This window comes from Anaeromassilibacillus senegalensis (assembly GCF_001261775.1).
In the GTDB taxonomy this organism is placed as follows: Bacteria; Bacillota; Clostridia; order Oscillospirales; family Acutalibacteraceae; genus Anaeromassilibacillus; species Anaeromassilibacillus senegalensis.
On sequence record NZ_LN868536.1, the window covers coordinates 170420 to 194232 of the forward strand.

Annotated in this window: 11 protein-coding genes; 6 read left to right on the top strand and 5 right to left on the bottom strand. The window is 54.5% G+C overall.

Annotated features, from left to right (window positions below):
• Positions 1-15 precede the first annotated feature (15 nt).
• Entirely contained in the window at positions 16-1626 is a 1611-nt protein-coding gene (locus BN2106_RS03360) for a response regulator (protein WP_050697164.1), read from the bottom strand.
• Between the two features lie 181 nt (positions 1627-1807).
• Between BN2106_RS03360 and BN2106_RS03365 the strand changes: the two genes are divergently transcribed.
• The 6 genes from BN2106_RS03365 to BN2106_RS03390 all read left to right on the top strand — a co-directional run bounded on the left by BN2106_RS03365 (position 1808) and on the right by BN2106_RS03390 (position 13506).
• Positions 1808-2998, top strand: coding sequence for an ROK family transcriptional regulator (locus BN2106_RS03365; RefSeq protein ID WP_050697165.1), 1191 nt, complete (start codon positions 1808-1810; stop codon positions 2996-2998).
• Positions 2995-3615, top strand: a complete 621-nt coding sequence (locus BN2106_RS03370) for a helix-turn-helix transcriptional regulator (RefSeq protein ID WP_050697166.1) — start codon at positions 2995-2997, stop codon at positions 3613-3615. The genes BN2106_RS03365 and BN2106_RS03370 overlap by 4 nt, the downstream gene beginning before the upstream one ends.
• Before the next feature lie 374 nt (positions 3616-3989).
• Positions 3990-10007: a GH92 family glycosyl hydrolase gene (locus tag BN2106_RS03375; protein WP_050697167.1), complete on the top strand. Its 6018-nt coding sequence runs from the start codon at positions 3990-3992 to the stop codon at positions 10005-10007.
• Positions 10008-10316: 309 nt separating this feature from the next.
• Entirely contained in the window at positions 10317-11531 is a 1215-nt protein-coding gene (locus tag BN2106_RS03380; RefSeq protein ID WP_050697168.1) for an ROK family transcriptional regulator, read from the top strand.
• 11 nt (positions 11532-11542) lie between these two features.
• On the top strand, positions 11543-12505 hold the full coding sequence (locus BN2106_RS03385) for a type I phosphomannose isomerase catalytic subunit (protein ID WP_242846238.1): 963 nt from the start codon (positions 11543-11545) through the stop codon (positions 12503-12505).
• 35 nt (positions 12506-12540) lie between these two features.
• The gene (locus BN2106_RS03390) at positions 12541-13506 is read left to right on the top strand and encodes an ROK family protein (RefSeq protein WP_050697169.1); all 966 of its coding nucleotides are present in this window, start codon (positions 12541-12543) and stop codon (positions 13504-13506) included.
• 109 nt (positions 13507-13615) lie between these two features.
• On the opposite strand, the gene BN2106_RS03395 is transcribed toward BN2106_RS03390, so the two are convergent.
• From BN2106_RS03395 to BN2106_RS03410, 4 genes are all read right to left on the bottom strand, one after another.
• Complete coding sequence (locus BN2106_RS03395) at positions 13616-14341, bottom strand: polysaccharide deacetylase family protein (protein ID WP_050697170.1); 726 nt, start codon at positions 14339-14341, stop codon at positions 13616-13618.
• Positions 14342-14486: 145 nt separating this feature from the next.
• Positions 14487-14831, bottom strand: a complete 345-nt coding sequence (locus tag BN2106_RS03400) for a hypothetical protein (protein ID WP_050697171.1) — start codon at positions 14829-14831, stop codon at positions 14487-14489.
• Positions 14832-15055: 224 nt separating this feature from the next.
• Positions 15056-21808, bottom strand: a complete 6753-nt coding sequence (locus tag BN2106_RS03405; protein WP_050697172.1) for a glycoside hydrolase family 38 N-terminal domain-containing protein — start codon at positions 21806-21808, stop codon at positions 15056-15058.
• A gap of 211 nt (positions 21809-22019) precedes the next feature.
• Positions 22020-23804, bottom strand: a complete 1785-nt coding sequence (locus BN2106_RS03410; protein WP_207641691.1) for a YciI family protein — start codon at positions 23802-23804, stop codon at positions 22020-22022.
• Positions 23805-23813 lie beyond the last annotated feature (9 nt).

Below are 23813 nucleotides of genomic sequence, written 5' to 3' on the forward strand. Positions count from 1 at the left end.
TTGTTCACCCGCCTGTCAGGAGTAGAGCTTGCGGAACTCGTTTGGCTTGAGACCGGTCGCTTTGCGGAAACTCTGGGTAAAGTGCTTGAGATCGCTGTAGCCAACCTGGCTGCAGATGTTTGCCACAGTCAGATTGGTCTCTTTTAGAAGCTCCTTGGCGCGGTTCATGCGCACCTCGGAGAGGTATTCCAAAAAGTTTTTCCCGCTCTCTTTTTTAAAAAGCGTGCTGAAATAGGAGGCGTTGAAGCCGACGAAATCCGCCACCTCCTCCAAACTGATGGGGCGCATGAAGTTTTCCTGTATGTATTGCTTGGCGGCACGGACGGGTTTCTTTTCCGCCTGGCGACGGTCCTGCAGAATGGCGTCGACGGAATTGCACACCATGCCGGAGAGATGGCGGAACAGCTCCTGCGCGCTGCCGCACAGATCGCAGCGTTCGGAGAAGCGCTGATAAAGATCGTCCGTGTTTTCCACATGAATGTGGTGTTTGCGCAGCACGACCAGATAGGTGTGACAGGCGTCCAGCGCCAGAGAGATCAATTTTTGCCCGCTGACGCCGGGAGCGGCTAGCGCCGCTTTACGGAACCGGTCCAGCGCGCCGGACACCGCGTCGCGGTCAAGAATTTCCAAAGCGGTTTCCAGCTCCCGATTCAATTCCGCCAGCAAGCTGTCGCTCTCATAGGGAAGTTCCGGGTGGGAGGCGTCCTCCAGCACCTTGCCGGTCCCGTCCACCAGACGCTGCGCGCAGACGTTTTCCGCGGAGTGCAGGGAAAGGACAAGCTGTTCCGGCTGTGTCACCGCCTTGCCGAGTGCAATCGTCAGCTCCGTGTTCTCAAAAATGCCAAGCTGCACCTGCAATTCGTCCATGGCGGTTTTAAAGAGCTTGCGCACATTGGCCTGCCTGCTCTCCGCATAGTTCAGCACGCCGTAAGCGCGGCTGCCGATAAAGCAGATTTCCATGTCAAAGCAGATCGGCTGCAAAACGGCGCGCAGCTGCTGGGCCACCTTGAACTCCAGAATTTTGGTGCTGTCCTGGCAGAGCTGGCCCGGCGGGCAGTCCACCTTGACAATAAAAAGCCGGAACAGTCCCGGCTGAAATTGAAAATGATAATCCGTGTTTGCCTGCTCCAAAAGGAGCGGTTCCTGCATCTGCTGTGCCAGCAACCGGCTGAACAGGCCGGAACGGAGCTTGTCGATGTCGCTTTGCAGGCGGATTTTCAGGCGTTCCTCCTGCGACATCTTCTCCGTGCGCATCTGATAGCGGCTGCGCATCTTTTCCAGCGTGGCGGCAAGTTCCTCTTTCTTGATCGGTTTAAGCAGGTAATCAGACACGCCGAACTTAATGGCGCTCTGCGCGTAATCGAAGTGGCGGTACCCGCTGATGATGACACATTCCAGGTCGTCGCGCACCTGCTTGGCTCGCTCAATCATTTCCAGGCCGTCGTATCCCGGCATACGGATGTCTGTGACCAGCAGGTCCGGGCGGAGGCGTTCCACCATTTCCAGCGCTTCCACACCGTTGTGGGCCACTCCGATGATTTCCATATCAAACGCCGCCCAGTTCACCAGATTGCAAATCAATTGGCAGACCTTGACTTCATCGTCCGCCACGATTACTTTGATCATAAAGCTGACTCCTTATCCCCTGCAGCCGTTTTTTCTCCTTTTTACAACTGAAAAGTAAAAGAAAATAGAAAAACGAAAAAAAAATCGGCTGAATTCATAAAAACATTTGCATTTTTCTCAATTATTATATAATATGTATATTAGTAAAGTCAATATACTATTATTGCCTGGGGGAATTATTTTGGAAAAAACTGGTGGAATGAACAACCAGAATTTAAAATATCGAAACCGGGGACTGCTGTTGAAGCTGATCTGTACCCACGAGGGCTTGTCGCGCGTACATCTTGCGCAGGATACAGGGCTGACCAAAATGGCAGTGACAAATATCATTGCGGAGTTGATCGAACAGGGATACGTGGTGGAGAGTACCCCCAGCCGCAACACGGGAGTGGGGCGCAATCCAATTACACTGGAAATTGCCCCGGACGCGCCCAAAGTGCTGGGAATTCAGATCAGCCGGGAGGGCTGCACCGCCGTGCTGTTCGATCTCAAGCTGCGCATCCAGATGAAGCGCTTCATTCCCTTTTTACAGGAGGACAGAGCGTCCATCCAGGATAAGCTGTTTTGGATGGTGGACCAGATCAGCGAGCGGGAACCCAATATTTTGGGCTGCGGCGTGTCCGTGGTAGGTCCGCTGGATGTGGAGGACGGTGTGGTGCTGAACCCGCCCAATTTTTTCGGCGTCTCCAATTGGCCGCTCCGGAAAATTCTCTCGGAGCATACCGGCCTGGAAGTCTTTTTGAACAATGATATGAACTGCGCCGCGCTGGGAGAGAAGATGTTCGGCGCGGGGCGGGATTTTCACAATTTCCTCTATGTGGGCCTTTCAGTCGGCATCGGCTCCGGCATTATTGAAAACGACGGCCTGTACCAGAACAGCAGCGGCTTTGCGGGGGAACTGGGGCATACCAGCATTGACTGTGAGGGACTGCCCTGCGGCTGCGGCAACCGCGGCTGTTTGGAAGAATACATCGGCATGCCCATTGTCCTGGGGCGGCTGCGCGCCGTGACCGGCTGGGATTGCAGTTTTCCGCAGTTCTGCGACCGCGCGGGGGATCCCCGGGTGGACGCGGTTCTGACGGATATGCTCGGCAAGCTGGCGCACGCCCTGGTGAATGCAGTCAACCTGCTCAATCCGCAGGCGATCCTGATTGGGCATAACGGGGTGTACCTGCCGGAGCGGTATCTGATCTTTCTGGAAGAAGAGATCAACCAGCGCAAATTTTCACAGGAATATCGGAAGATCCGGGTACGGAAATCACGGTTCGGGGTGGATTCCTCTTTGTACGGGAGCGGCTGCGTACTTTTGAAACATCTTTTTGAAAATGGGAAGGTGGAACAGGATGCGTATGTACGGGTAAATCCGCTATGATACGGGTGCTGATCGCGGCAGGCGCGCCAATGGCCCGGCTGCTTCTGGCGTCAATCCGCTGGGAGGCCCTGCGGGCGGAGGCGGTTGTCGCCGGGACGAAAGAAGATGCCCTGCACGCCATGCGGGAGCGGAGTCCCGACCTTCTGCTGGTGGAAGATGGCGCGCCCTTTGAGGAACTCTCAAAAATAGAGGGAGCTGGCGTCCAAGTGGTGCGGCTCGACCCATGTGCGCTGTTGAACCAAACCGGGCCGGTTGGAAAGCGAGAGGCAGGCACTCCGGCTGGACGGGATACGGGCGGCAGCCGGGCGATCCGCCGGGCGCGGGCTTATCTGGAACAGAACTTTGCGGAACCGCTCCGGCTGGACGATGTGGCCGACTACGTGGAGTTGAACCCCGCGTATTTTTCCGCCCTTTTTAAAAAAGAAACCGGAAAGACGTTTTCTGATTATCTGGTGGAGCGCCGTCTGCGGGCGGCGCAGTCCCTTTTGCAGTCGACCGGGAAAAGCATTTCTGAAATTGCGGAAACAGTGGGCTATAACGACGTGAAATATTTTTCCAAGCTGTTCAAAAAGCATATGGGTGTAAAACCTTCTGAATACAGGCGCATTTCTCCCTGACGGCTATTTCTGATGGGGAGAAGATAAGGTTTTTTCACTTATTAAAATCAAAATTATAAGTCAGCCCTATAAAGGTTTGAATATTTATAAATAAGCAATAAATTTGTGTTAAATTGGAATAAATATCACAAAAAATAAAATTGATTTGAATAAAAACCAAAATTTTTCCACTTTTTCTATGGAATACACCTTTGACGGATGAAACGATCATTGCTAGAATGTAGCTAAATTACTTATATTTGCGCCGCAAGTTCATTTCTATTGGTCGAAATAACAGGTGAGCTTACGGGCAGAAATCCTTTACCGCAAAGGGGGGCAGGCACGGAGATTCAATCATTGGCCCATGTGTACGAGTAAATTTAAGGAGGAAAACAATGAAAAGGTTGCAAAAACTGATGGCAATCGCGTTGGCGGCAACGCTGGCCCTTCCGGGCAGCGTGCTTTCCACCGTTGTCTCCGCGCGAACGGCGGAATCCGAAGGGTTCTATACCTCGTTTGAGAAGGAGGAGGAGCTGTCCGGCCTGTTCCAGGAGTCCACGTTGGAAGTCGTGGACGGTGTTGGAAAATCTCAGAACGTCATCAGCAGCACGAGCGAAGGCCTGGTGGGCGACGTTACCTGGATGGTGGATAAGGACTCCATACAGGGTTCTTCAGACTACAATAACAATGAAACGAAGGAAAAGCTGTTTGACAGCAATCCCAGCACAAAATACCTGTGCAACGACGGCGCTTCGGAAAGCGGACCGGTTTGGGTTTCTTTCCGGCTGAAAGAGGCAAAAGCCATCAAGACGTATGCGATGGTTTCCGCCAACGACGCCGAAGGGCGCGATCCGGAGAACTGGACGCTGTCCGGCTCCAACGACGGCGAAACCTGGACGGCGCTGGACAGCCAGACCGGTGTTCGCTTCAGCAAGCGGTATGAGACAAAGACGTTTGAACTGGACAATGATACCGCGTATCAGTATTACAAAATCAGCATTACAAAGAATCGAAGCGGCCAGATGGTCCAATTTGCGGACCTGAACCTGGCCACGCTGGACGAAGCGGACAGCCAGGGCGCGAAGGTCGCCATGGCCACGACAATTGAGAGCGGCCCCGCTTCCGTGCACGACGCCGCTTCCAACCAGGGCTGGACCGGCGCAAAGGCGCTGAAGGTCAGCGGGTATCATCAGGGCGAGGATGAAGCCTACGCATACAACGTCCTCTACGATGGCCTCAACATCCCGGTTACGGAAAATACACAGCTCAGCTACATGATTTTCCCGGAATGGACGACCGACAATTACGACTTTGAGTATACCTCCACGTATATCTCAGTGGACCTGGCGTTCAGCGACGGCACCTACCTCAGCGACCTGAATGCCATTGATCAGAACGGAAATATCGTTTCCCCGAAGGAACAGGGCCTCTCCAAAACGCTGACCACCAAGCAGTGGAATAAAATCTCCACCTATCTCGCAACCGGCGAGGACGTTGTCGGAAAAACCATCACAAAGGTTTTGGTTGGCTATAATAAGCCTTCCAACTCCACGGGTGATCTGGATGCGTTCACGGCGGACATTGACGATATCCGCATTGAGGATGTCACGCCGGTCGAACAGGAGCATCTTTCCGACTATGTCTATACCCTGCGCGGCACCAACGACGGCACGCACTATTCCCGCGGCCTGGTCTGTCCGGCGACGACGATGCCGCACGGCTTTAACTTCTGGGCGCCGGTTACCAAAGCGGGCGACAACAAGATGTACAATTACCAACACAGCCGTGACGGCGGCACACTGAAACATCTGACGATCAGCCATCAGGCGTCCTTCTGGACGGGCGAGCGCGGCACCTACGAGTTCATGCCGAACAGCAGCTTCGACGCGGCGTCCGTTTCCAGCATTGGAACCGGCGAACGGGCGGCGGGCTTCAGCCACGACAATGAGACGGCGCGTGCGCACTATTACAGCGTAAAGTTTAACGAAGGCGACGCAAAAGCCTCCAACGTGCAGATGGAAGTGACCCCGACGGAACACGCCGCGGTTCTCCGCTTTACCTATCCGGAAGACGCGGAACACTGCAACGTCATCCTCGATTGCGACAGAGCCAACGGAGATACAACGTTTTCTTCCGACGGAAAGACCTTCAGCGGGTATTCCGACCATACGAGCAACGGCATGCAGCGCATGTATGTATACGGCGAATTCAGCCAGAATTATGTAAACAGCAAGGAAATCGGCAAGGCCGGCATCGCGGAGTTTGAGAAGGCGGAGAACGGCGAGACGGTCGTCGAGCTGAAAGTCGCCACCTCCTTTATCAGCCTGGACCAGGCCAAAAAGAATCTGAATCAGGAAATCGCCGCGGACGAAGGCTTTAATGAAATCTTTGCCAAAGCGCAGCAGACATGGGACGACCAGCTTGGTATCATCGAGCTTGAGGGCGCGACCCCAAACCAGATGACCAGCTTCTATTCTGGCATGTACCGCCTGTTTATGTATCCGAACAACCTGTCCGAGCAGACCGGTGAAGGCAGCGAGGACGGCTGGCAGTACAAGAGCCCGTATGGCAAACACGAAGTAAAAGATGGCAAAATGTATTACAACAACGGCTTCTGGGATACCTACCGCACCACCTGGGCGGCCTACTCTCTCCTGACACCGGAAAAAGACGTGGAACTGCTGAACGGCCTTGTACAACATTACAACGACCAGGGATGGGTTCCGAGATGGATTGCGCCGGGCGGCACCAACAGCATGGTGGGCACCAGCTCCGATGTGATCTTTGGCGACGCGGCAAAGAAAGGGCTGGAATTTGACGCGGAAAACGCGTTCCTGTCCGCTCTGAAAAATGCCTCCGTTGTCTCCAACAACCTGACAAACGGCGGCCGTACCGGCTTGGGCACCGGCATTTTCTATGGCTACACACCGCTGGAAGAGGACGGCTTGAGCTTCTCCTGGGCGATGGAAGGCTTTATCAACGACTACGGCATTTATGAGCTTGCAAAATCTTTGGGCTATGCGGATGAAGAGCAGTATTACCGCAACCGCGCGCAGAACTATGTAAACCTATTCAATCCGAACATCGAGTGGTTTATGAGCCGCCGGAAGGACGGTTCCTTCCGCACCAACAGCAGCTCGTTTAACCCGGGCATCTGGTGGGGCGATTACACAGAAACAAACGCTTACAATATGGCGTTCAGCGTGCCGCAGGACGGCCAGGGACTGGCAAACCTGTACGGCGGCAGAGAAGCGCTGGCGGAGCGTTTGGACGGACTGTTCAACGCAGGTCCGGAGCTGATCGAAGACGGAACCATTCATGAGATGGTTGAAGCGAGAGATCTCAAGATGGGCCTCTACGGCCACAGCAACCAGCCCTCCCACCACATCCCGTACATGTACAACTATGCGGGCCGTCCGGACCGCACACAGGAAGTCGTGCGTGAAGTGCTCAAGAGGGCATATGTCGGCAGCGACATCGGTCAGGGCTATATCGGCGACGAAGACAACGGCGAAATGTCCGCCTGGTACATTTTGAGCGCGCTGGGTTTCTATCCGGTCAACATGGGCAGCGGCGAATACGCCATCGGCAGCCCGCTGTTTACCAAGGCGACCATCCATCTGGAAAACGGCGAAGACCTCGTGATTAACGCGCCCAACAACAGCAATGAAAATATCTATGTACAGAGCGTGAAGCTCAACGGCGAAGCGTACGAGAAAAACTATTTCCTGCATGAGGACCTTGCCAAGGGCGCCGTGATTGACTTTGATATGGGCAGCAAGCCGTCCGGCTGGGGCAGCTCCGAAGACGCGCTTCCCGCTTCCCTGACCACGGGAGATAAGGCGGCGGAACCGATTCAGGATCTGGCAAGCACCTATTCTGTTGTAGGACAGTCCGCGCCATCCAGCAGTGTGGCGCAGGACACCGTATACAGTGCGCAGACCGCGGATGCGGCAAAGCTGTTTGACAACACGTCAGCTTCTGCGGCAAACTTCAGTGAAAATACGGCTTCCGTTTATTATAGCCTCATGAAACCGGGCATTGTGGATATGGTGACCGTCACCTCCAGCACCAAGCCGGAAAAAGCGCCGGTTGGATTTGAACTGTTCGGTTCAAATGACGGGACCAATTGGACCAGCCTGGAGAAGCGCGAGGGATTGGCCTTCGATTGGGCAAGATACACCCGCCCGTTTGCAGTCAACGCAACGGAAAAATACGAGCATTACCGTCTCGACCTGATTGGTTCTGAGAATGGTCTGGAAATTGCCGAGCTGGAGTTGCTGGGCAACCCGAAGAAGTCGATCGACCGCAATACATTGGGCGACATGATCGAAAAAGCGAACCGGATCGATCTGAAAGCCTATACCACCGCAAGAGCGGAAGCTTTTGCAAAAACATTGGCGGACGTAACCGCCGTTTACCAGAATGAAAACGCCTCAGAGGAAGACATTCGCACAGCAGTAGCGGATTTGGAGAAAGCCCTTGCGATCCTGGGCACTTCCAGAAACGCCTATGACAGGCTGGAGGGCGAGACCTTCAACGACGGCAACGTGGTGCGCGACGTCAACGCGGACCGCAGCGGCGGCGGCAACATCGGCGGCGCGCAGAACGGTTTCTGGGCGGAGTTTGACAACGTCAGCTTCGGAGAGAACGGCGCGGGCCACGTTGTGATGAGCTATTCCTGCCAGTCCAGCGACGGCTCCAACAACGGCCAGGTACAGCTGTTCCTGGATTCCATGGAGGGAGAACCGTTTGCCATTCTGAAGACCCATAACACCGGCAGCAATTGGTCGACCTATATTGACACGGAAACGGACATTGTGCCGCCTGTCACCGGTACGCACGATGTGTATCTGAAGCTGGTCAGCGGCGACGGCAAAGCCTATGTCGCCAACATCGACTACTTTGACTTTACCGAGTCTGAGCCGCAGACGGAAGCGAATCTCACCGTCCAGTACAGCGGCAGAGAAGCAAGCCTTGCCGTTGACGGTGAAGCGCAGAAGCTGGCCGACCTCATCGGAAAATATAAGAATGTGGTTTCCTCCGGCTCCGATGTGGAACTATCCTTTGTCCCGGCCGTGGAAGGCAGAACATTCGCGGCGGTCACCCTGAACGGAGAGCCGCAGACCCTTACCGATCCCAACGAATTTGTTTACACACATAAGATGGCGGCAGCGGATACCGAGCTGCAATTTGCATTTACGCTGGTCAACAAGCAGGTTCTGAACGCAGTGGTCGATGTGGCGGAAGGCCTGCTCGACGGCAGCGAGTTCAACACGGCGCTCCCGTCCATCCAGAAAAAGTTCCGTTCCGCTTTGGAGAATGCACAGAAGGTACAGAAGAATCTGTCCGCGACGCAGAAAGAGATCGACAAAGCGTGGAGCGACCTGCTCGATATCATCCATTTCCTGAGCTTTGAGCTGGGCGACGTGTCCGCGCTGGAAGACCTGATCACCATGGCGGAAGCTGCTTCTGAAGACAATTTCACCGCCGAAAGCTACCAGAAGCTGGCGGAAGCAATTGCAGCGGCAAAGGAAGTCGCAGCGCAGGACGAACCGCTGAAGGCTGATGTGGAGAAGGCATACGATGACCTTTACAAAGCCTTTATCGGTCTGCAAGATGCTTCTGATCTGAGCATGTTGAATTATTACATCAGCCAGGCGGAAGAGATTGTTCCGGATCTGGAAGAGCAGTATCTGCCGGACGGCCAGGAGGAATTCCTTGCCGCACTGGATGCCGCCAAGGAACTGACCAAGGATTCCAAACAGAAAGAGATTGATGCAGCGGCGGCGGCTCTCAACAAGGCGATGTCCAATCTGCGCAAGATTCCGACAAAGGATGCGCTGAAGGAAATCGTTGATGAGACGGAAAACATTCCGCAGGGCGATTACACCGCATCCAGCTACGCGGTTCTGCAGGCATCTCTGCGGACAGCGCGCGCGGTGCTGGCAAATCCGAACGCAACGAACAAAGAAATCGCGGCTGCATATGACGCCGTGGTCCATGCAAAGAACGGCCTTGTGGCGGTCGAGAAGAATCCCTCCACCTCCAAGAGCTCCGGCAGCAGAACACCGTCCTATACAGGCAACAGCTACGGCGCGGAGGGCGTCGCAGTGGTCGGCGCGGCGCAGAGCGTGCTTGGAAAAGCGACGGTTATCTCCGACACCACAGTTGACTTTACCCTCAGAAGAGGCAGCGCATACTGCTTCAAGATGACGGTCAATGGAACAGACGCGGTGCCGAGCTTTACGGCGGGCGACGGCAGTGTTTTAAAGACGCAGTTTGTGGCAAAGATCGGCAATGCGTATTATTACCGCGTTTGGGCGGTCGGCGCGCCGGGCGCAAGCACGGGCGTGTACACCCAAATCCTGAACGGAGAGCCGCAGAAACATTGTGCCATCACAATTGCCTAAGACAGTTCTCACAATAAGCGCATCCAAGATTCAACCCCGGTGACGATTGGTCAAAGTCAGCCGATTGGCTGCGCGAATAAAACAATTGAATGCATGCAAAGACACGGCGCTCCTCGCCGTAATCCGGACCGGCCGTAGAGGCTGGAAATGGCAAAGTTTTGACAAGAGGTCCGCGCCGCAAAGAATCCATTCTTTGCGGCGCGTTCCACGTCAAAACCCTTTACTTCACACGATGTATCTTTTATGATGGGAATGTGGGAAGAGCAATAGAGATGGAATATGCATCACCTTGGATTTGGGGGAATGGAAATGGTAGGAAATATCAACAGCGAAACCATGCGGGCGATGAATTTGAAAGTGATTTTTGATTATATCCGGCGGAACGAGCCCGCGTCGCGGCGGGATATCGCCGAATTCGGCGGCCTGACGGTCGCGGCTGTTTCCAATATTACTTCAAAATTACTGGCCAACGGCCTGGTGGTGGAGGTGGGCGCGGGGGAATCCGTGGGAGGCCGCCGCCCGACACTGCTGGGGATCAACGCGGACTGCCGCTATGCGGTCGGTATTGATCTTACAACCAAGCAAATTAAATTGGTCATTACCAATTTTAAAGCGCAGATCATTTATGAATGCTCCTGCGATACACAGTTAGAACAAGGGCCCGGCTATGTGCTGGATAAAATGGCGCAAATGGTAAAATGCGCCGTGGCGGAAGCAAGGATTGATCCGCAAAAAGTGGTCGGTGTGGGCGTCGTGTCCGCTGGCCCCTGTGACCCGGAAAAGGGCGTCATGCAGAGCCCGCCGAACTTCCCGGATTGGGGAAACGTCCCGATCCGGGATTATATCCAGGAACACACCGGCTATCCGGCGTTCTTTGACAAGGATTCCGTCGGCGTCGTCATGGCGGAATACTGGTTCGGCAAGGTAGCGGACTGCAACAGCGTATTTGGCTTTCTGATCAACCGGGCGGGCGTCGGCGGCGCGCTGCTGGTCAACGGCGAGGTGTTCCGAGGATGCAGCGGCGGCGCGGGCGAGGTGGGCCACACCATTGTGGACGTGCGCGGGGAACGGTGCTCCTGCGGCAGCTACGGCTGCCTGGAAACGCTCGTCAATGAACAGCGCCTGCTGGCGGATGTGGCGGCGGATTTGAAGCTGGGCAGGCCTTCTCTGCTGGCGGATGCGGCAGATTACAATGCCGTTACGATGCAGCAAATCATGGAGGCCGCGGAGCAGGGCGACGCGCTCTGCAAGGAAAAACTGGACCGCATGGCGGAATACCTGGCGGTCGGCGTGCGCAACATTGCCACGCTGTTCGCGCCGGAAAAGATCGTCCTGTCCGGCGGCATGATCTCAAAATATCCGTATTTTACGCGCGTGATTCTGGAAAAGGCGCAGAAAAAACAGGATGAAAAGTTTGTCAAACACATCCGCGTGGTGGAGTGCAGCTTTCATGAAAATCAATGCGCGCTGGGCTCCGTGGCGTTGGTATTGGAGAATTTTTATAAAAGTATCCAGTTAGAATAAGGAGAGACGATATGAATGGATTTCCGATGAAGCTTCGCCCGGTCTACAAAGATAATCTCTGGGGCGGGGAGCGTTTAAAAACAGAATACAACAAGCGGACCGATATGACGCCTCTGGCGGAGAGCTGGGAGTTGAGCTGCCACAAGGACGGGAGCTCCGTGATTGCAAACGGCCCGTGCGCCGGTATGACGCTGGCCGCGTATCTGGAACAGTACCCGGAAGCGGCTGGGACGCGCGGCATGGATTTTCCGGCGTTTCCCATCCTCTTCAAGCTGATCGACGCAAAGGACGACCTGTCCGTGCAGGTGCACCCGGACGACGATTATGCGCAGCGTGTGGAAGGGGAATACGGTAAAACGGAAATGTGGATCGTTCTGGAATGCGAACCCGGCGCAAAGCTGGTCTATGGGTTCCGGCAGGAGATGGACCGGGAGACATTCCGCGCGCGGATAGCGAACAACACACTGCTGGAAGCGGTCAACGAGGTTCCGGTACATAAGGGGGATGTTTTCTTCATTCCGGCGGGGACGCTGCATGCGATCGGAAAGGGCATTGTCATCGCGGAGATCCAGCAGAATTCCAACACCACATATCGCGTATACGATTATGGCCGTGTGGATGCAAACGGCCATCCGCGGGAACTGCATGTTGAAAAAGCGCTTGACGTGACCCATCTGGAAGCGTATCGCGCGGGATGGAAGGCATATCCGATGCACAAAGAAGCGGGCGGAACGGTGACGCTGTTGGCGGACTGCCCTTATTTTAAGACCAGGCAAATTCAATTGGACGGATGCATGAACCGCATTGTAGACAGCGGCTCGTTTGAGGGGCTGTTTTGCGCGGAGGGCGCGGCGGTTCTTCGGACGGAAACAGAAGCGTGGGAGCTTCAAAAGGGCGACACGATGTTTTTGCCGGCCGGACTGGGCGCATACGCATTGGAAGGGCGCGCCGTATGTATTTCCATGGGCGTGTGACGTCCGATATCAGAAGAACTTGGAGGAATAATCATATGAAATATTATGCGGGGATCGATCTGGGAGGCACCAACATTGTCGCGGGCATCGTGGATGAAACATTTCAAATTATTGCTTCCGCAAAGCGCAAAACCGCTCTGCCGCGCCCATGTGACACGATTATTGAGGACATGGAAGCCACCGTACGGGAAGCCGCAGGTCAGGCGGGCATAGCGGTGCGGGAGCTGGACTATGTGGGGCTTGGTTGTCCGGGGATGATCGATATTACCACCGGCATCGTCATTTACTCCAATAACCTGGAGTTTTACCATGAGCCGGTCGGGGAGAAATTGTCCGGGCGGCTGGGGATTCCGGTGCTGATGGCAAATGACGCGGACGCGGCGGCCTTTGGGGAATTTAAAGCGGGCGCGGGGAAAGGCAGCCAAAATATGATTGCCATTACATTGGGAACAGGATTTGGTTCCGGAATCATCATCCATTCCAAGCTGTACACGGGCTTCGCCTACGGCGGCGCGGAAATTGGACACAGCCTGCTTGTAAAGGACGGGGAGCTGTGTACCTGCGGGCGGCGCGGCTGTCTGGAAGCCTACGCCTCGGCGACAGGTTTGATCCGCCTGACGAAGAACCGTATGGAGGGCTGTAAGGAAAGCCTGATGTGGAAGCTGGTGGACGGCGAGTTGGAAAAAGTCAGCGGCCGTACGGCGTTTGATGCGATGCGGCAGGGGGACCCGGAGGGAACCGCCGTGGTGAAGAAGTACACCGAGTATCTGGCCGAGGGCATGGTCAATATCGTCAACATTTTCCAGCCGGAGATCATCTGCATCGGCGGCGGTATCTCCAAGGAGGGGGAGAATCTCCTGGGGCCGATCAACACCTATATCAACCGGTACGCGTTTTCCCGCTTTGCGGATCAGAATACCTCCGTGCGCATCGCGGAACTGGGCAACGACGCGGGCGTGATCGGCGCCGCACTGCTGGGCGAAGCGTTCCAGTGCAGGTAAAATCGTAGATAGAACTTAACAAACCACCGCTGTGCTTTTCCTGCCCGAAAAGCACAGCGGTGGTTTGTTATGCAGGGATTTGCGTATTTCAGTTTGTGCGCGGGCTGTGTTATGGAGCGTTCCAGCTGGCATTTGGGCAGTCCACTTCGATCAATGCATAGTCGCCTACTGCGGAAGCGATAGCTGTACTTACAAGAAAGGAATCAGGCCTTAAGCAGAATGCATAATACGCGCGGTTATCGTCAGATACCAAATTACCAAATATGGATTTGTCTGGGACGTCTTTGACAAGGATCTGCATCTGCTCTTTGCGGATATGGCCGCCTTTGACCGCTTCGTTTGTAACGTTTTCAGATTGCTTGATTTTCCGCACGAGGTCCATGTTGATATCCATGAAGTCGGAGAGCTTTAATTTTTCCACATGGTGCAGATCGATGGTGGTTGCATAAATATCGTCTGAGATCCGGCAGGAGCCTCTAACATCCGGACGTCCGGTATAATAGGTGGAAGTTCCCGTGTAAAGGATACTCAACAGCTCAGGGGTGTGTAAAGTGACCTGATAATTTAAATCCAATTCAAGAATGTCTATCGGACCGATGCTGTCCAAATCCACCTGTGATTTGAGGTCGTCCCGGATGAGTTCATTGATTGCTTTTTCCTTGACGGAATCTTTGAGCCCATGAATCTGCGGATACTTGAGCGTTGCTTCCCCTTGGGAAAAGGTTTCCGTCGTGATCTGATAAGGCTCCCGTTGGATAAAGTGTTTGGCGGACACGACCAGTCCCAACAGCAAAACAATAGCAATCAAAATGCTGAAAAACTGTTTCCTGTTCATTTTTATCCCCTTATTTGAACATGGTAGCGCCGGCAGATTCAATGCTGTTTCGCATGAACGGCTTATCGATGTTTCCAGAATAGCAGATCATTTGCTCTGCGTCAATCAGGGCGATTTTATCTGCAAATGAAAGATAAGGGTTCCATTAAAATGTGCTTCTCCGATCTTCCTTGAGTCGGATTTCTTCTTTGATTTTGTCCTTTATTTCCTTGCACAGCTGCTCGGTGCCGATTCGCTGCCATTCCTGTCCTGCCTTTTCAATTAATAAGCTGGTCATTGCCTGATGCAGTACGTCGTTGTAACAGTTTTTAAGAAACAGTACGGGAATCCATTCATGGAACCCGTTGCGCTCAAAAAGCTCCATGGTTTCGATAAATTCTTCCGGGGACACCTCAGATTCATCATCGCATAATCGGTACTGAACTTTTGGATGGTTTACCAGCCAGTTCACCATCTGCACCAATTTATCTTCGTTAATTTTTGTTTGCATATCTTTTCCTCCCTTATTGTAGTGTAAATGATTCCAAAATGGTTTCTATATATAATTGTAATAGAACAGGAGAACAAAACCGGTACCGGATGGTATCCTTTTTCATAGAAATTTTTATACGATCAGAGATGACAGTAAAAGCAAAGAACCGCCCCCGGATTGGCAATGCCAACCCGAGGGCGGTCTGTTTGTCTGCTTACATTCTATTAAGAGGTTTACAGGAGTTATCCAATGGTTACCGTGCAGTGCTTAACGGCTTGCTGCCCCGGTAGGGTGGTATACACGCCCGTGCTTTGGCCCGGCGCGCCGACTGCCCATACGCGGTAGTAATAATCGTTGCCGATTTTGGCGACGTACTGCGTCTTCAAAACATCGCCGTTGCCCACGGTGAAGCTCGGGGCTTCGTTTGTGCCGTTTACAGTCATCTTGAAGCAGTACGCGGCGCCTCTCTTGAGGGTGAACGGCAGGGTCATGTCGGAACGGACGCTTGCGCCGGAGACGATGTTCTGCGCGGCGGCGACGACCGGCGTTGCGACCGCGGTGCCTTCACCATCGGTGTTGATCGACGGCTTGGAGGAACTGCTTCCGCCGCTGGAATTGTGCTTCGGCGTATCCTTTTTCAGACCGTTGATTCGCGTTTCGATCAGTTCACTGATGGAGTCGACCTCTTCCTGTGTCGCGGTGTTGCTCTTCATCGCGTTCATGCCCAGATTATAGGCGGCGCGGAGCGCGGACACGCTGATGTTGGTATAGCCGCTGAGGTCTATATTATCGACCCTATCGAGCAGCTCGCCCAGGTAATCCTTATTCGGAATCTTGCGCAGCGCCATCATCGCGTTGACAAGCGCGGTTTCCGCTTCATCCACCTTGGCCTGTGTGGAGTTCTTGGCGTCGTAAACCTTCTTTGCCTCTTCCAGGGCAGACGTGAAATCTTCTTTGCCGGTATCCAGATACTGGTCAAGGTTCTCGTAGACAACGTCAGCCTTTTCAATCGTACGGTTCAGGCTTGCCTTGTCGGCGATTGCTTCCAGATCCATCATTGCGTCGTACAGGTCGTCATAGGCCTTTTCAACGTCCGCAACCAGTGCGTCGGGATCGTCCGCGACGGTCTGAGCGGCTTCGAACGCTTCTACAAAGGCGGCCCAGGTTTCAGTTGTAAAGTCTTCCTCGCTCAGGGTGTCGGCGTTGGCCAGCAGGGTCTGCAAGTGCGTGACGTCGCCCTTTTCAAAGCTCAGGAAGTGAATGGACTTGAGCAGCTTGCTCCATGCGTTGTTGATGGAATCCTGTGCGGCGGTCTTATCGGCTTCCACATCCTTCGCATTCTTCAGCGCACTGTCAAATGCCTTCTGGACGGATGGAATCGCCTTTGCGTATTCGTCGCCTTCCTTCAGTTCGTCCGCTGTCGCGATGATATCGCGCAGGGTCATCTTGTTGACAACCGTGAACAGGAAGGACAACTCTGTGTCTTCGCGGCCCATAGCGTTGGTATATGTGTAGCTGGTGGTATCCGTATCTTCGTCAAAGACCACGTCGGTCCCGTTGACGGAGATAGCGGCAAACTCTCTGCCTTCCACGCGCGGCGTGAAGACAAACTCGTAGTCTTCTCCGGACAGGATCTCCGCTTCATATTTGCCGATCAGGTTGGCAATTGTCGCGTCGCCGCCAGTGATTGCAACCCGCGCCTTGTTGGACGGGAAGGTCATGACCAGGTTCTGCTCGGTGGGGACGTCGATTTCTGTGGAAATTTCGATCGGGTTACTGTAGATGACCGGGCCCTGGTCGATGCGGACTGTGGTGCGGACAAACTTGCCGGCCATATCCTTTGTGACCGTCAGGAACTCCGAATAGGAGCCGGAAACCGGGGTGAAGACGCCGTCCTTGGCATCGGAAATCAGCCAGCGGTAGCGCGCATACGGTCTGTATTCGTCTTCCACGGTGAAGGACGCCTGCAGCTTGTCGCCCGCGACCGGCGTTCTGTCGCCGTTGGTGTTGACGACCTTGACGTCTTCCGGAATGACGTCGGTAATGTCGGTATCTGGCACGTTGGAGCCGCCGCTGTCCTTGTCGGCAAAGTCGGTCAAGGTGCCGTAGCCGAGCACCTCGTACAGGCGTACGCAGCTGTTGCCGTCGTACGGGCTGCCGTCCTTATTCTTTGCAACGCCCTGCGTGACTTCTACTTTGATGTATCGGCCCACAACGCTGCCCGTGTCGTAGGTGTGCTCCGTTACACCCAGTCCGTCGTCATTTTCACCGGCGGTGATGAGGGTCCAGTTCTTCTGGTCATTGCTGACATAGAGGTTGTACTTGCGGGTGTTGTATTCCTTGAAGCGGTCTCTTTCGTCCGCGCCGGGCAGCTTTTCGTCGACCGCTGCGGTTGCATGGCGCAGGGTGATCTTACTCAGGTCGTAAATACCGTTGAGGTCGATGACTGCAACGCGCGGGTCTTCCTCGGAGACGCCGTCCGCGCACCATTTGGTAAACAGATCACCGTCCGTAATCATACTTCCGGCTTCACCTGCATTAAACTGCTTGTCCGCGACGGTTGTTTTGCCCTGGAAGACGTTGACGCCGTCACCGCTGACAATATAGGTGGTGTTGATCGGCTCGCCTTCCACGCCGTCCACGGTAACCGGGGTCACTTCAAACTTGAGGGCGTTCAGTTTCAGCGCGTCTTCTTTGTCCATGGTCAAGGTGGATTCCGTCGCACCGTCGATGGGAGCAAAGGTTTCCCCGTCGTTACTGTGATACCACTGGAAGGTGGACTCGCCTTCCACGCCGGTCACGCCCGCGTTAATATAGGTGTATCCGCCTTCAAAGACGACCTTGGAATCATCTTCCTTATCTTTGTAAGCCGCGATGGTGGCGTTCTCCGCGGAAGGAAGCACTTCCTTATTGGACTTGCCCCATGCCTGGAACTCATAGATGCGCGGGCAGTTTTTATCGCTTTCGGTTTGGCCCGCATAATCCGGAATCAGTTTGAAATATCTGGCCTGCACCGGCTCTTCCATAACAAGTTCTACAATATCGTCCTTGTTATTCTTGACGTTGACCTGTTCCGTCCAGTTTTCGCCGTCGTCGCTGGTCTGAATGCGGAAGTCGCGCGTGATATAGCTTTCTCTTTCACGGCCCGCGTTGACCAGGCGGAATTTGTCGATGGTCCAGCCGTTGTTTTCGCCGAGATCCGCCTGAAGGTATGTGCCGTCCTGGCGGAAGCACCACTTGGTTCCCTCGTCGCCGTCAAATGCGCGGTACGGCTCTTCGTTGTTGTAGCCACCGGGCGCGCTGATTTTATCCTTGGAAAGATTCAGGAACGCGTTGTCCAATCCACCCTTGACAACATTGGAGACATCGGAAAGTTCCGTCTGGTTGCCGTTCAGATCGACGCCGATCACCTTGTAAACAAACTCACCGTTATAGGGAAGAGTATCGGTAAAGGTGCCGTTTTTGCCGCTCACGGTACCGGCCAGGGTGCCTTCCTCCAGAGTAAAGTCGGAAGATGTGCCTCTGTAAACGCGGTATGTGGCGATGTTGTCCGCTTTGTCCCAGGAAACAACAGCCTTGTCGCCCAGCGCGCCTTCGCCGGTTTCCATGGCGGCGGCGACGTTTTCAACGGCGGGCAGCGTGATGGTTTCTTTCTTAACCGCTTCTCTCGCGACACGCAGGAAGTCGCTGTCGGCAAGGGAAATCGCGGTGATCTTGATGCCGCGCGCATCCGGAAGCTCGATGGAATCGAGCGCAACGTCCGGGTCGACCGGAATGGCATAGACGAACTGGTAGTTGTCACAGGTCATGCGGTCCTTGCTGCCGTTGTGGAAATGGGTGAAGAAGTGGCCGACCTGATCGTAGACATACGGGCGCAGGTCGCTGTTGGAGAAGCGGTCCCAGCCGGAGAGCTCGGAGTCCCAGTCGGCAAAGGAAATCTCTTTGGTAACGGAGGTCCCGTCTGCCATGTTGACGGTGAAAGTGTCGGATTTGTCGCCGGAACCGGCGGCCGCGCCCAGCAGGTAGACATATTTATAGTTGGACTTCGGCAGGTCGATCTTCTGGCCTCTGGCCTCCACGACGTTCTTATAACCGTCTTCCTTCGGCCCGAGCTGGAAGTCTACACCCTGGAAAGTAACGGAATCGTCCCAAAGCTCCGCCGGAATGGTATTACCCTTGCCGTCGTAGCTGCCGTCCTTGCGGTCCTCGTTGAAGCTGACCGCGTCGACATTGTAGTAGTCGTACAGGTCGACCGCCTCAGATTTCAATGCGACGGATTCGTCCGCATACGGCTCGATTTCCAGCGCAATCGTGGTGATCTCATATTTGTCCATCTGGAAGCTGATCTGGTTGCCGTTGACAGCGATATCCTTGTTCAGGTCCTCGTCCTCAAACTCGATCATGTTGACTTCCTTGGCGGACTTGACATTGCTGGGCAGGGTCAGGGTAACGTCGGTATTATCCTTGCCCTGGGACTCATAGACGCGGACGATCAGCTGATCCTTCGCGTCCGGGTTTTCCATCGGGGTCTTGATGACCGTCAGATGGACGTTGTCTGCGGAGGAAGCGGCAAAGGAGTGGTTCGCACCCAGCTCGCCTTCGTGTTTCTCAGATTGGACGGCCTCCGTCCTGTAGTTGAACTCAGAACCCTTCTGGTCGGAATTGGCGTCCTGCCAGGTGCCGCTGTGCGGATAGATGGAATAGGAGAAATCATGTTCCGTTTTGTCAATATAATAGGCCGCCGGGTCCCAGCCGGAGCAGCGGACACCTGCGCCCATCGGGGAGCGCAGCGCGGTCATGCGCATGCGGGTTGCCTCGACGTTGCCCTCTTCGTCTTTGAGCTGAATGGCATCCCAACCGTACTTGGAATCATTCAGAATGCTTGTACCGTAAGAGCCGCTGTCGTCCGTGACGTCCGCCCATTTGTGGCCGGAAACCTCGAACTTGGCGTTATCAATGCTGTTGTCGCGGGTGGTTGGGCGCTCCAATGCGCCATACGCGATTTCATAGGTGGCGTGGTCTGATTCCGCGGCAAGTGGGAAGGCAATCTTCATCATGCGCTGGTTCTCGTTCCAGCTGACATGCATTTTAACGTCCACACGGTCGGTATCCGGATACAGGGAGATGTCCTGATACATGGTGGAATCGGACCAGTCTCTGGCGACGCGCACGACCACTTTGTCGGCGGAATTTTCAACGATTTCAATGGATTCCGGCGCGTCGTTCAGGATGGCGACCGGGTCGGCGTTCATTTCTTCCATGACCAGATCCCAGGCGGGATACGCACTGCCGCCGGTGTCTTTCAGAATATGAATTTCATTGCCCTGGTAGCCGTCTGCAAACACGGGACGGTTGTTGTCGTTCTTATTGTAAATCTGTGCAATGTTACCGGTGCTCTTGTCGATCTCCACCTTCAGTGCAGCATTTTCCAATACGAAGAGTCCGTCTTCTTCCTTTGCGCTGAGATTGGTTTCCACGGCGCTCTCTCCGGCCTTGACATTGAAGACCTTGAAACCGACGGGCGGCAGGTCCTTCGCCTGGAAGCGGATCGTCGCGGTGTTCTTTTCTGTATCTCTTGCGACAACGGTGGAGGGAAGCTCAGTGTCGCCGTCGTAGACGACCAGGCTCTCCGGAACAGCGCCGTCAAAGCTGACGATGGTTTCCACCATGTCGTCACGTGCCCAGGAAAGGGAGTTGAACACCAGAACCGGCGTGCCGTCCACATTGGTATCCGCCTTATAGGCGATGGCCTGCAAGCCGTTGTCCTGCACATTGTTCAGCAGGTTCTTTGCCAGCTCCTGGTTGTTATAGGTGACCTGATACTGGTACGGGATGGAGGAGCCGGGGAGCACGTCGTGGAACTGATTGATCAGAATTTTATCCCAAGCCTTGCTGACTTCGTCGTTGCCCGCGCCCGGCAGGACGCCCAGCCAGTTGCCCAGCGTGCCGGCCTTCTCCGCCTTTTCCGCCAGGATTTCGTTTTTGCGGTTGTATTCCTTTACGCGCGCCCAGGAAGTATAGGTGCCGCGGTGGTTCTCAAAATACATTTCGCCTTCAACCGTGCGAACCTTGCTCAGGTCTTCGGTCTCGCGGACGCTGTCGAAGTATTCGGTGATGGTGGCCAGCTCCGCGCTGGCGCCGTTGATCGCGTCTGTGCCGTTGGTGTTGACAACCGCCGCGTAGTCGCCACTGTTGGGGCCGCCGCCGTGGTCGCCGTTCCCGAACATGCCCAGCGCTTTTTTGACGCCGGTTTCCTTGCCGGTCTGGTTGTTGCGCTTCATGGCTTTCATCATGGCGTCCGCATTGTAGGTGCTCACATAGTCCCGCATCGGTGCGTAAGAGAGCACTTCCGAGCCGTCGATGGACTGCCACTTGAAAATATCGGAATCGCGCTGTACATTCTGCTGTTGCCAGTTGAGCTTTGTGGTGACAAAATTGTCCATGCCGGACTTTTTCAGAATTTGCGGGAACTGGCCGTTAAAGCCGAAAGTGTCCGGCACATAGCCGACGGTACTCATCTGGTTAAATTCGTTCAGGAAGAAATGCTGGCCTTCCAGGCTCTGGCGGACAAGCGCCTCGCCGCTGGGTAGGTTGAGGTCCGGCTCCACGACCTGGCCGCCCGGGTTGTCCCATTGGCCTTTGGCGATGAGTTCCTTGACGTCCTCGTACATTTCCGGATAATACTCTTTGGTCCACTCATAGTGTTTGGAGGCGGACATGCTGAATTTATAGTTTTCGTTGCTTTTGAGATTGTCAATGGCGCGCTTGAACGTGTCGCTGATCACGTCGCGCGCGGTGTCCTCATACGGCCACTGCCAGGCGGTGTCGATGTGGGCATTTGGGACCAGATACATGGTCCAGCTGCTGTCGATCTGTGCGTTGGAAGGTGCGTCTTCATTGGGGCCCGCCAACATGGTGGTCGGCGCCGCGGCGGAAACCGCCAGCATGGCGGCCAGCATCAGGGAAACGGTTTTTCTAAGATTTTTCCTTTTCATACTTCTCTCCTTCTTTTGGCGGTACGCATGCGCGCCCCGCGAATTTTTTATCTGGAAACTGCGGTTGGATTGAATGGACTATCCCTCCTTTGCCGGTTCACTTGTCCGGAACGAAATCGAAAAGCGGCCTGTGGTGTGGACCGCCTTTCAACGTCCGTTTGCTCATTGTGTTATATTCTGATAACGTCCCTGACGGGCGTTTCATCAGCCGTTATTTTGCGTATCCGACTTTGCTCACATAGTCGGCCCACGTTTGCCCGTTTTCCAGGGAGTTCAGTTCCGCCTTTACGCCGGCGGCGCCGGGATCCTCAATGCCGCACAGATCGGCGCGCAGAGCGTTTTGCATCAGGAGCAGATAGACCGTCTCGGAATAGTCTTTTACAATGGCCTCCATCTCCGGGCTGGAGAAGGACAGCTTTCGGTCCGCAATCTCTTTGTTTAAAGCGTCTGTGTTAATTAAAAATACAGGATCATAGGGATAATCGACATACTGTTCCTGATAGAGTTCAGAGAGCAGGTCCTCGTAAGAGGAGAGCAAGTCTACGGTGCTTTCCTGATCCATCTCCTGCGCGGAAAAATCCCAGTAGTTGGGAATATAGGAGCTGCCGGAGAAATAGGCGCGCACGGCCATCTCATCCTTGCCGAGCAGGTCCTTCATCAGCTTGGAAACGTTGATATCCTGTCGGGACGTTTGTTCCTGTAAGTAGCGGAGCAATGCGTTCGGCTCGTTTTGTCCCGCGTATTTTTCAATCGTGTGTAGGATCAGCGGAACCTTAACATTGTAGTAAAAATCCTGCTGCGCGCTGACCATGCTGTCCTCCATGTCGGAGGAGAGGGACGCCAGAATGGGGTCTTTCAGAGAGAAGAACAGGTACTTCATGTATTTCCGGTTCATGTCGTCCTGTACTTCAATGCCGTAGCGTTCCTTGAGCTCCAGCGGCAGCGCGTTTGCGGAGTCGTCCAGGTAGTAGCTTTCCAGTCCTTTATACAGCCATTGGTTTGGCGTGAAGTGCAGGTTGCGCGCATAGACTTTGCTGTCAAAAAAGGCGTGATAAATCGTGCGCGACATGGTCTGGCACTCGCCGGGGGTGAGCATGGAAAGGGAAATCGCAGCGCTTTTTCCGCCTACGCCGCCCAAAATCACGCTTTCGCCATCCTCGGCGCTGCGCAGCAGTACCAGGGGCATGTCGTTGAGACCTTCCCCAAAGACGCCCGCATAGTAGTTGCAGAAGGAGACAACTGTGCTCAGGTCGTTGACGTCCGCACTGTTGTCGATGGACTTGTCCAGATACAGGGTTCCGGTCCCACCGGCGGCGGACAGGTTTAAAGGTTCAAAGCTTCCGAAGCAGAAGCTGGAATTGCTGATATCATAGAAGTCGTACCAGGTGGGCTTGTTCAACTGGAAGGACGCATCCGTTCCGTTGGTTTCCGCAAATGGCATGATGGCGTTCCAGCCGGGATTGTTTTGCAGCCGGAACGATACACGGCTGATATAGCGGTCCATATAGGGGGCGTTGTCACTGTCGAACCACGGAATCATCAGGACCTTTTTGCCCTGAAAGACCATCAGGTCCTCATACAAATTGCCTTCCACCTGGAAGTCTTCTCCGTTGCCTTCTCCCAGCTTGACGTCGTAGGTAAAGAGAACGGTTTTACAGTCTTCGGGCAATGGGCCGATCTCCCAGACGCTGCCCAGATCTTTCAACGTGAGTTCCGCGCCGTCACCACCGGTGCATTTCGGTTTGGAGCCGTCCACTGCACTCGCGTCCAGATAAAGAGTGCGGTCGGCAGAGAGCTTTTCCGGTGTCAGCTGAATGGTGACAGACGCCAGCTTCCCTGCAATATCGACCGGCTCCACAGTATAGTCCACCGCAAACTGCGAGATTGCCGGGTCCACATGCTGAGACGCGCTGACCTGGCTGCACCACATGCCAAAGGAAACCACGGCTACGATCAGCAACGCCAGGAAGCCGCCGATCCAATATTGTCTTTTCAAAATATCCAC

Bases quoted from the DNA above. Each gene is read 5' to 3' on its own strand.
- BN2106_RS03370 (WP_050697166.1), top strand. From the start codon at position 2,995: ATGATACGGGTGCTGATCGCGGCAGGCGCGCCAATGGCCCGGCTGCTT.
- BN2106_RS03385 (WP_242846238.1), top strand. From the start codon at position 11,543: ATGAATGGATTTCCGATGAAGCTTCGCCCGGTCTACAAAGATAATCTC.
- BN2106_RS03405 (WP_050697172.1), bottom strand. From the start codon at position 21,808: ATGAAAAGGAAAAATCTTAGAAAAACCGTTTCCCTGATGCTGGCCGCC.
- BN2106_RS03380 (WP_050697168.1), top strand. From the start codon at position 10,317: ATGGTAGGAAATATCAACAGCGAAACCATGCGGGCGATGAATTTGAAA.
- BN2106_RS03375 (WP_050697167.1), top strand. From the start codon at position 3,990: ATGAAAAGGTTGCAAAAACTGATGGCAATCGCGTTGGCGGCAACGCTG.
- BN2106_RS03395 (WP_050697170.1), bottom strand. From the start codon at position 14,341: ATGAACAGGAAACAGTTTTTCAGCATTTTGATTGCTATTGTTTTGCTG.
- BN2106_RS03400 (WP_050697171.1), bottom strand. From the start codon at position 14,831: ATGCAAACAAAAATTAACGAAGATAAATTGGTGCAGATGGTGAACTGG.
- BN2106_RS03390 (WP_050697169.1), top strand. From the start codon at position 12,541: ATGAAATATTATGCGGGGATCGATCTGGGAGGCACCAACATTGTCGCG.
- BN2106_RS03360 (WP_050697164.1), bottom strand. From the start codon at position 1,626: ATGATCAAAGTAATCGTGGCGGACGATGAAGTCAAGGTCTGCCAATTG.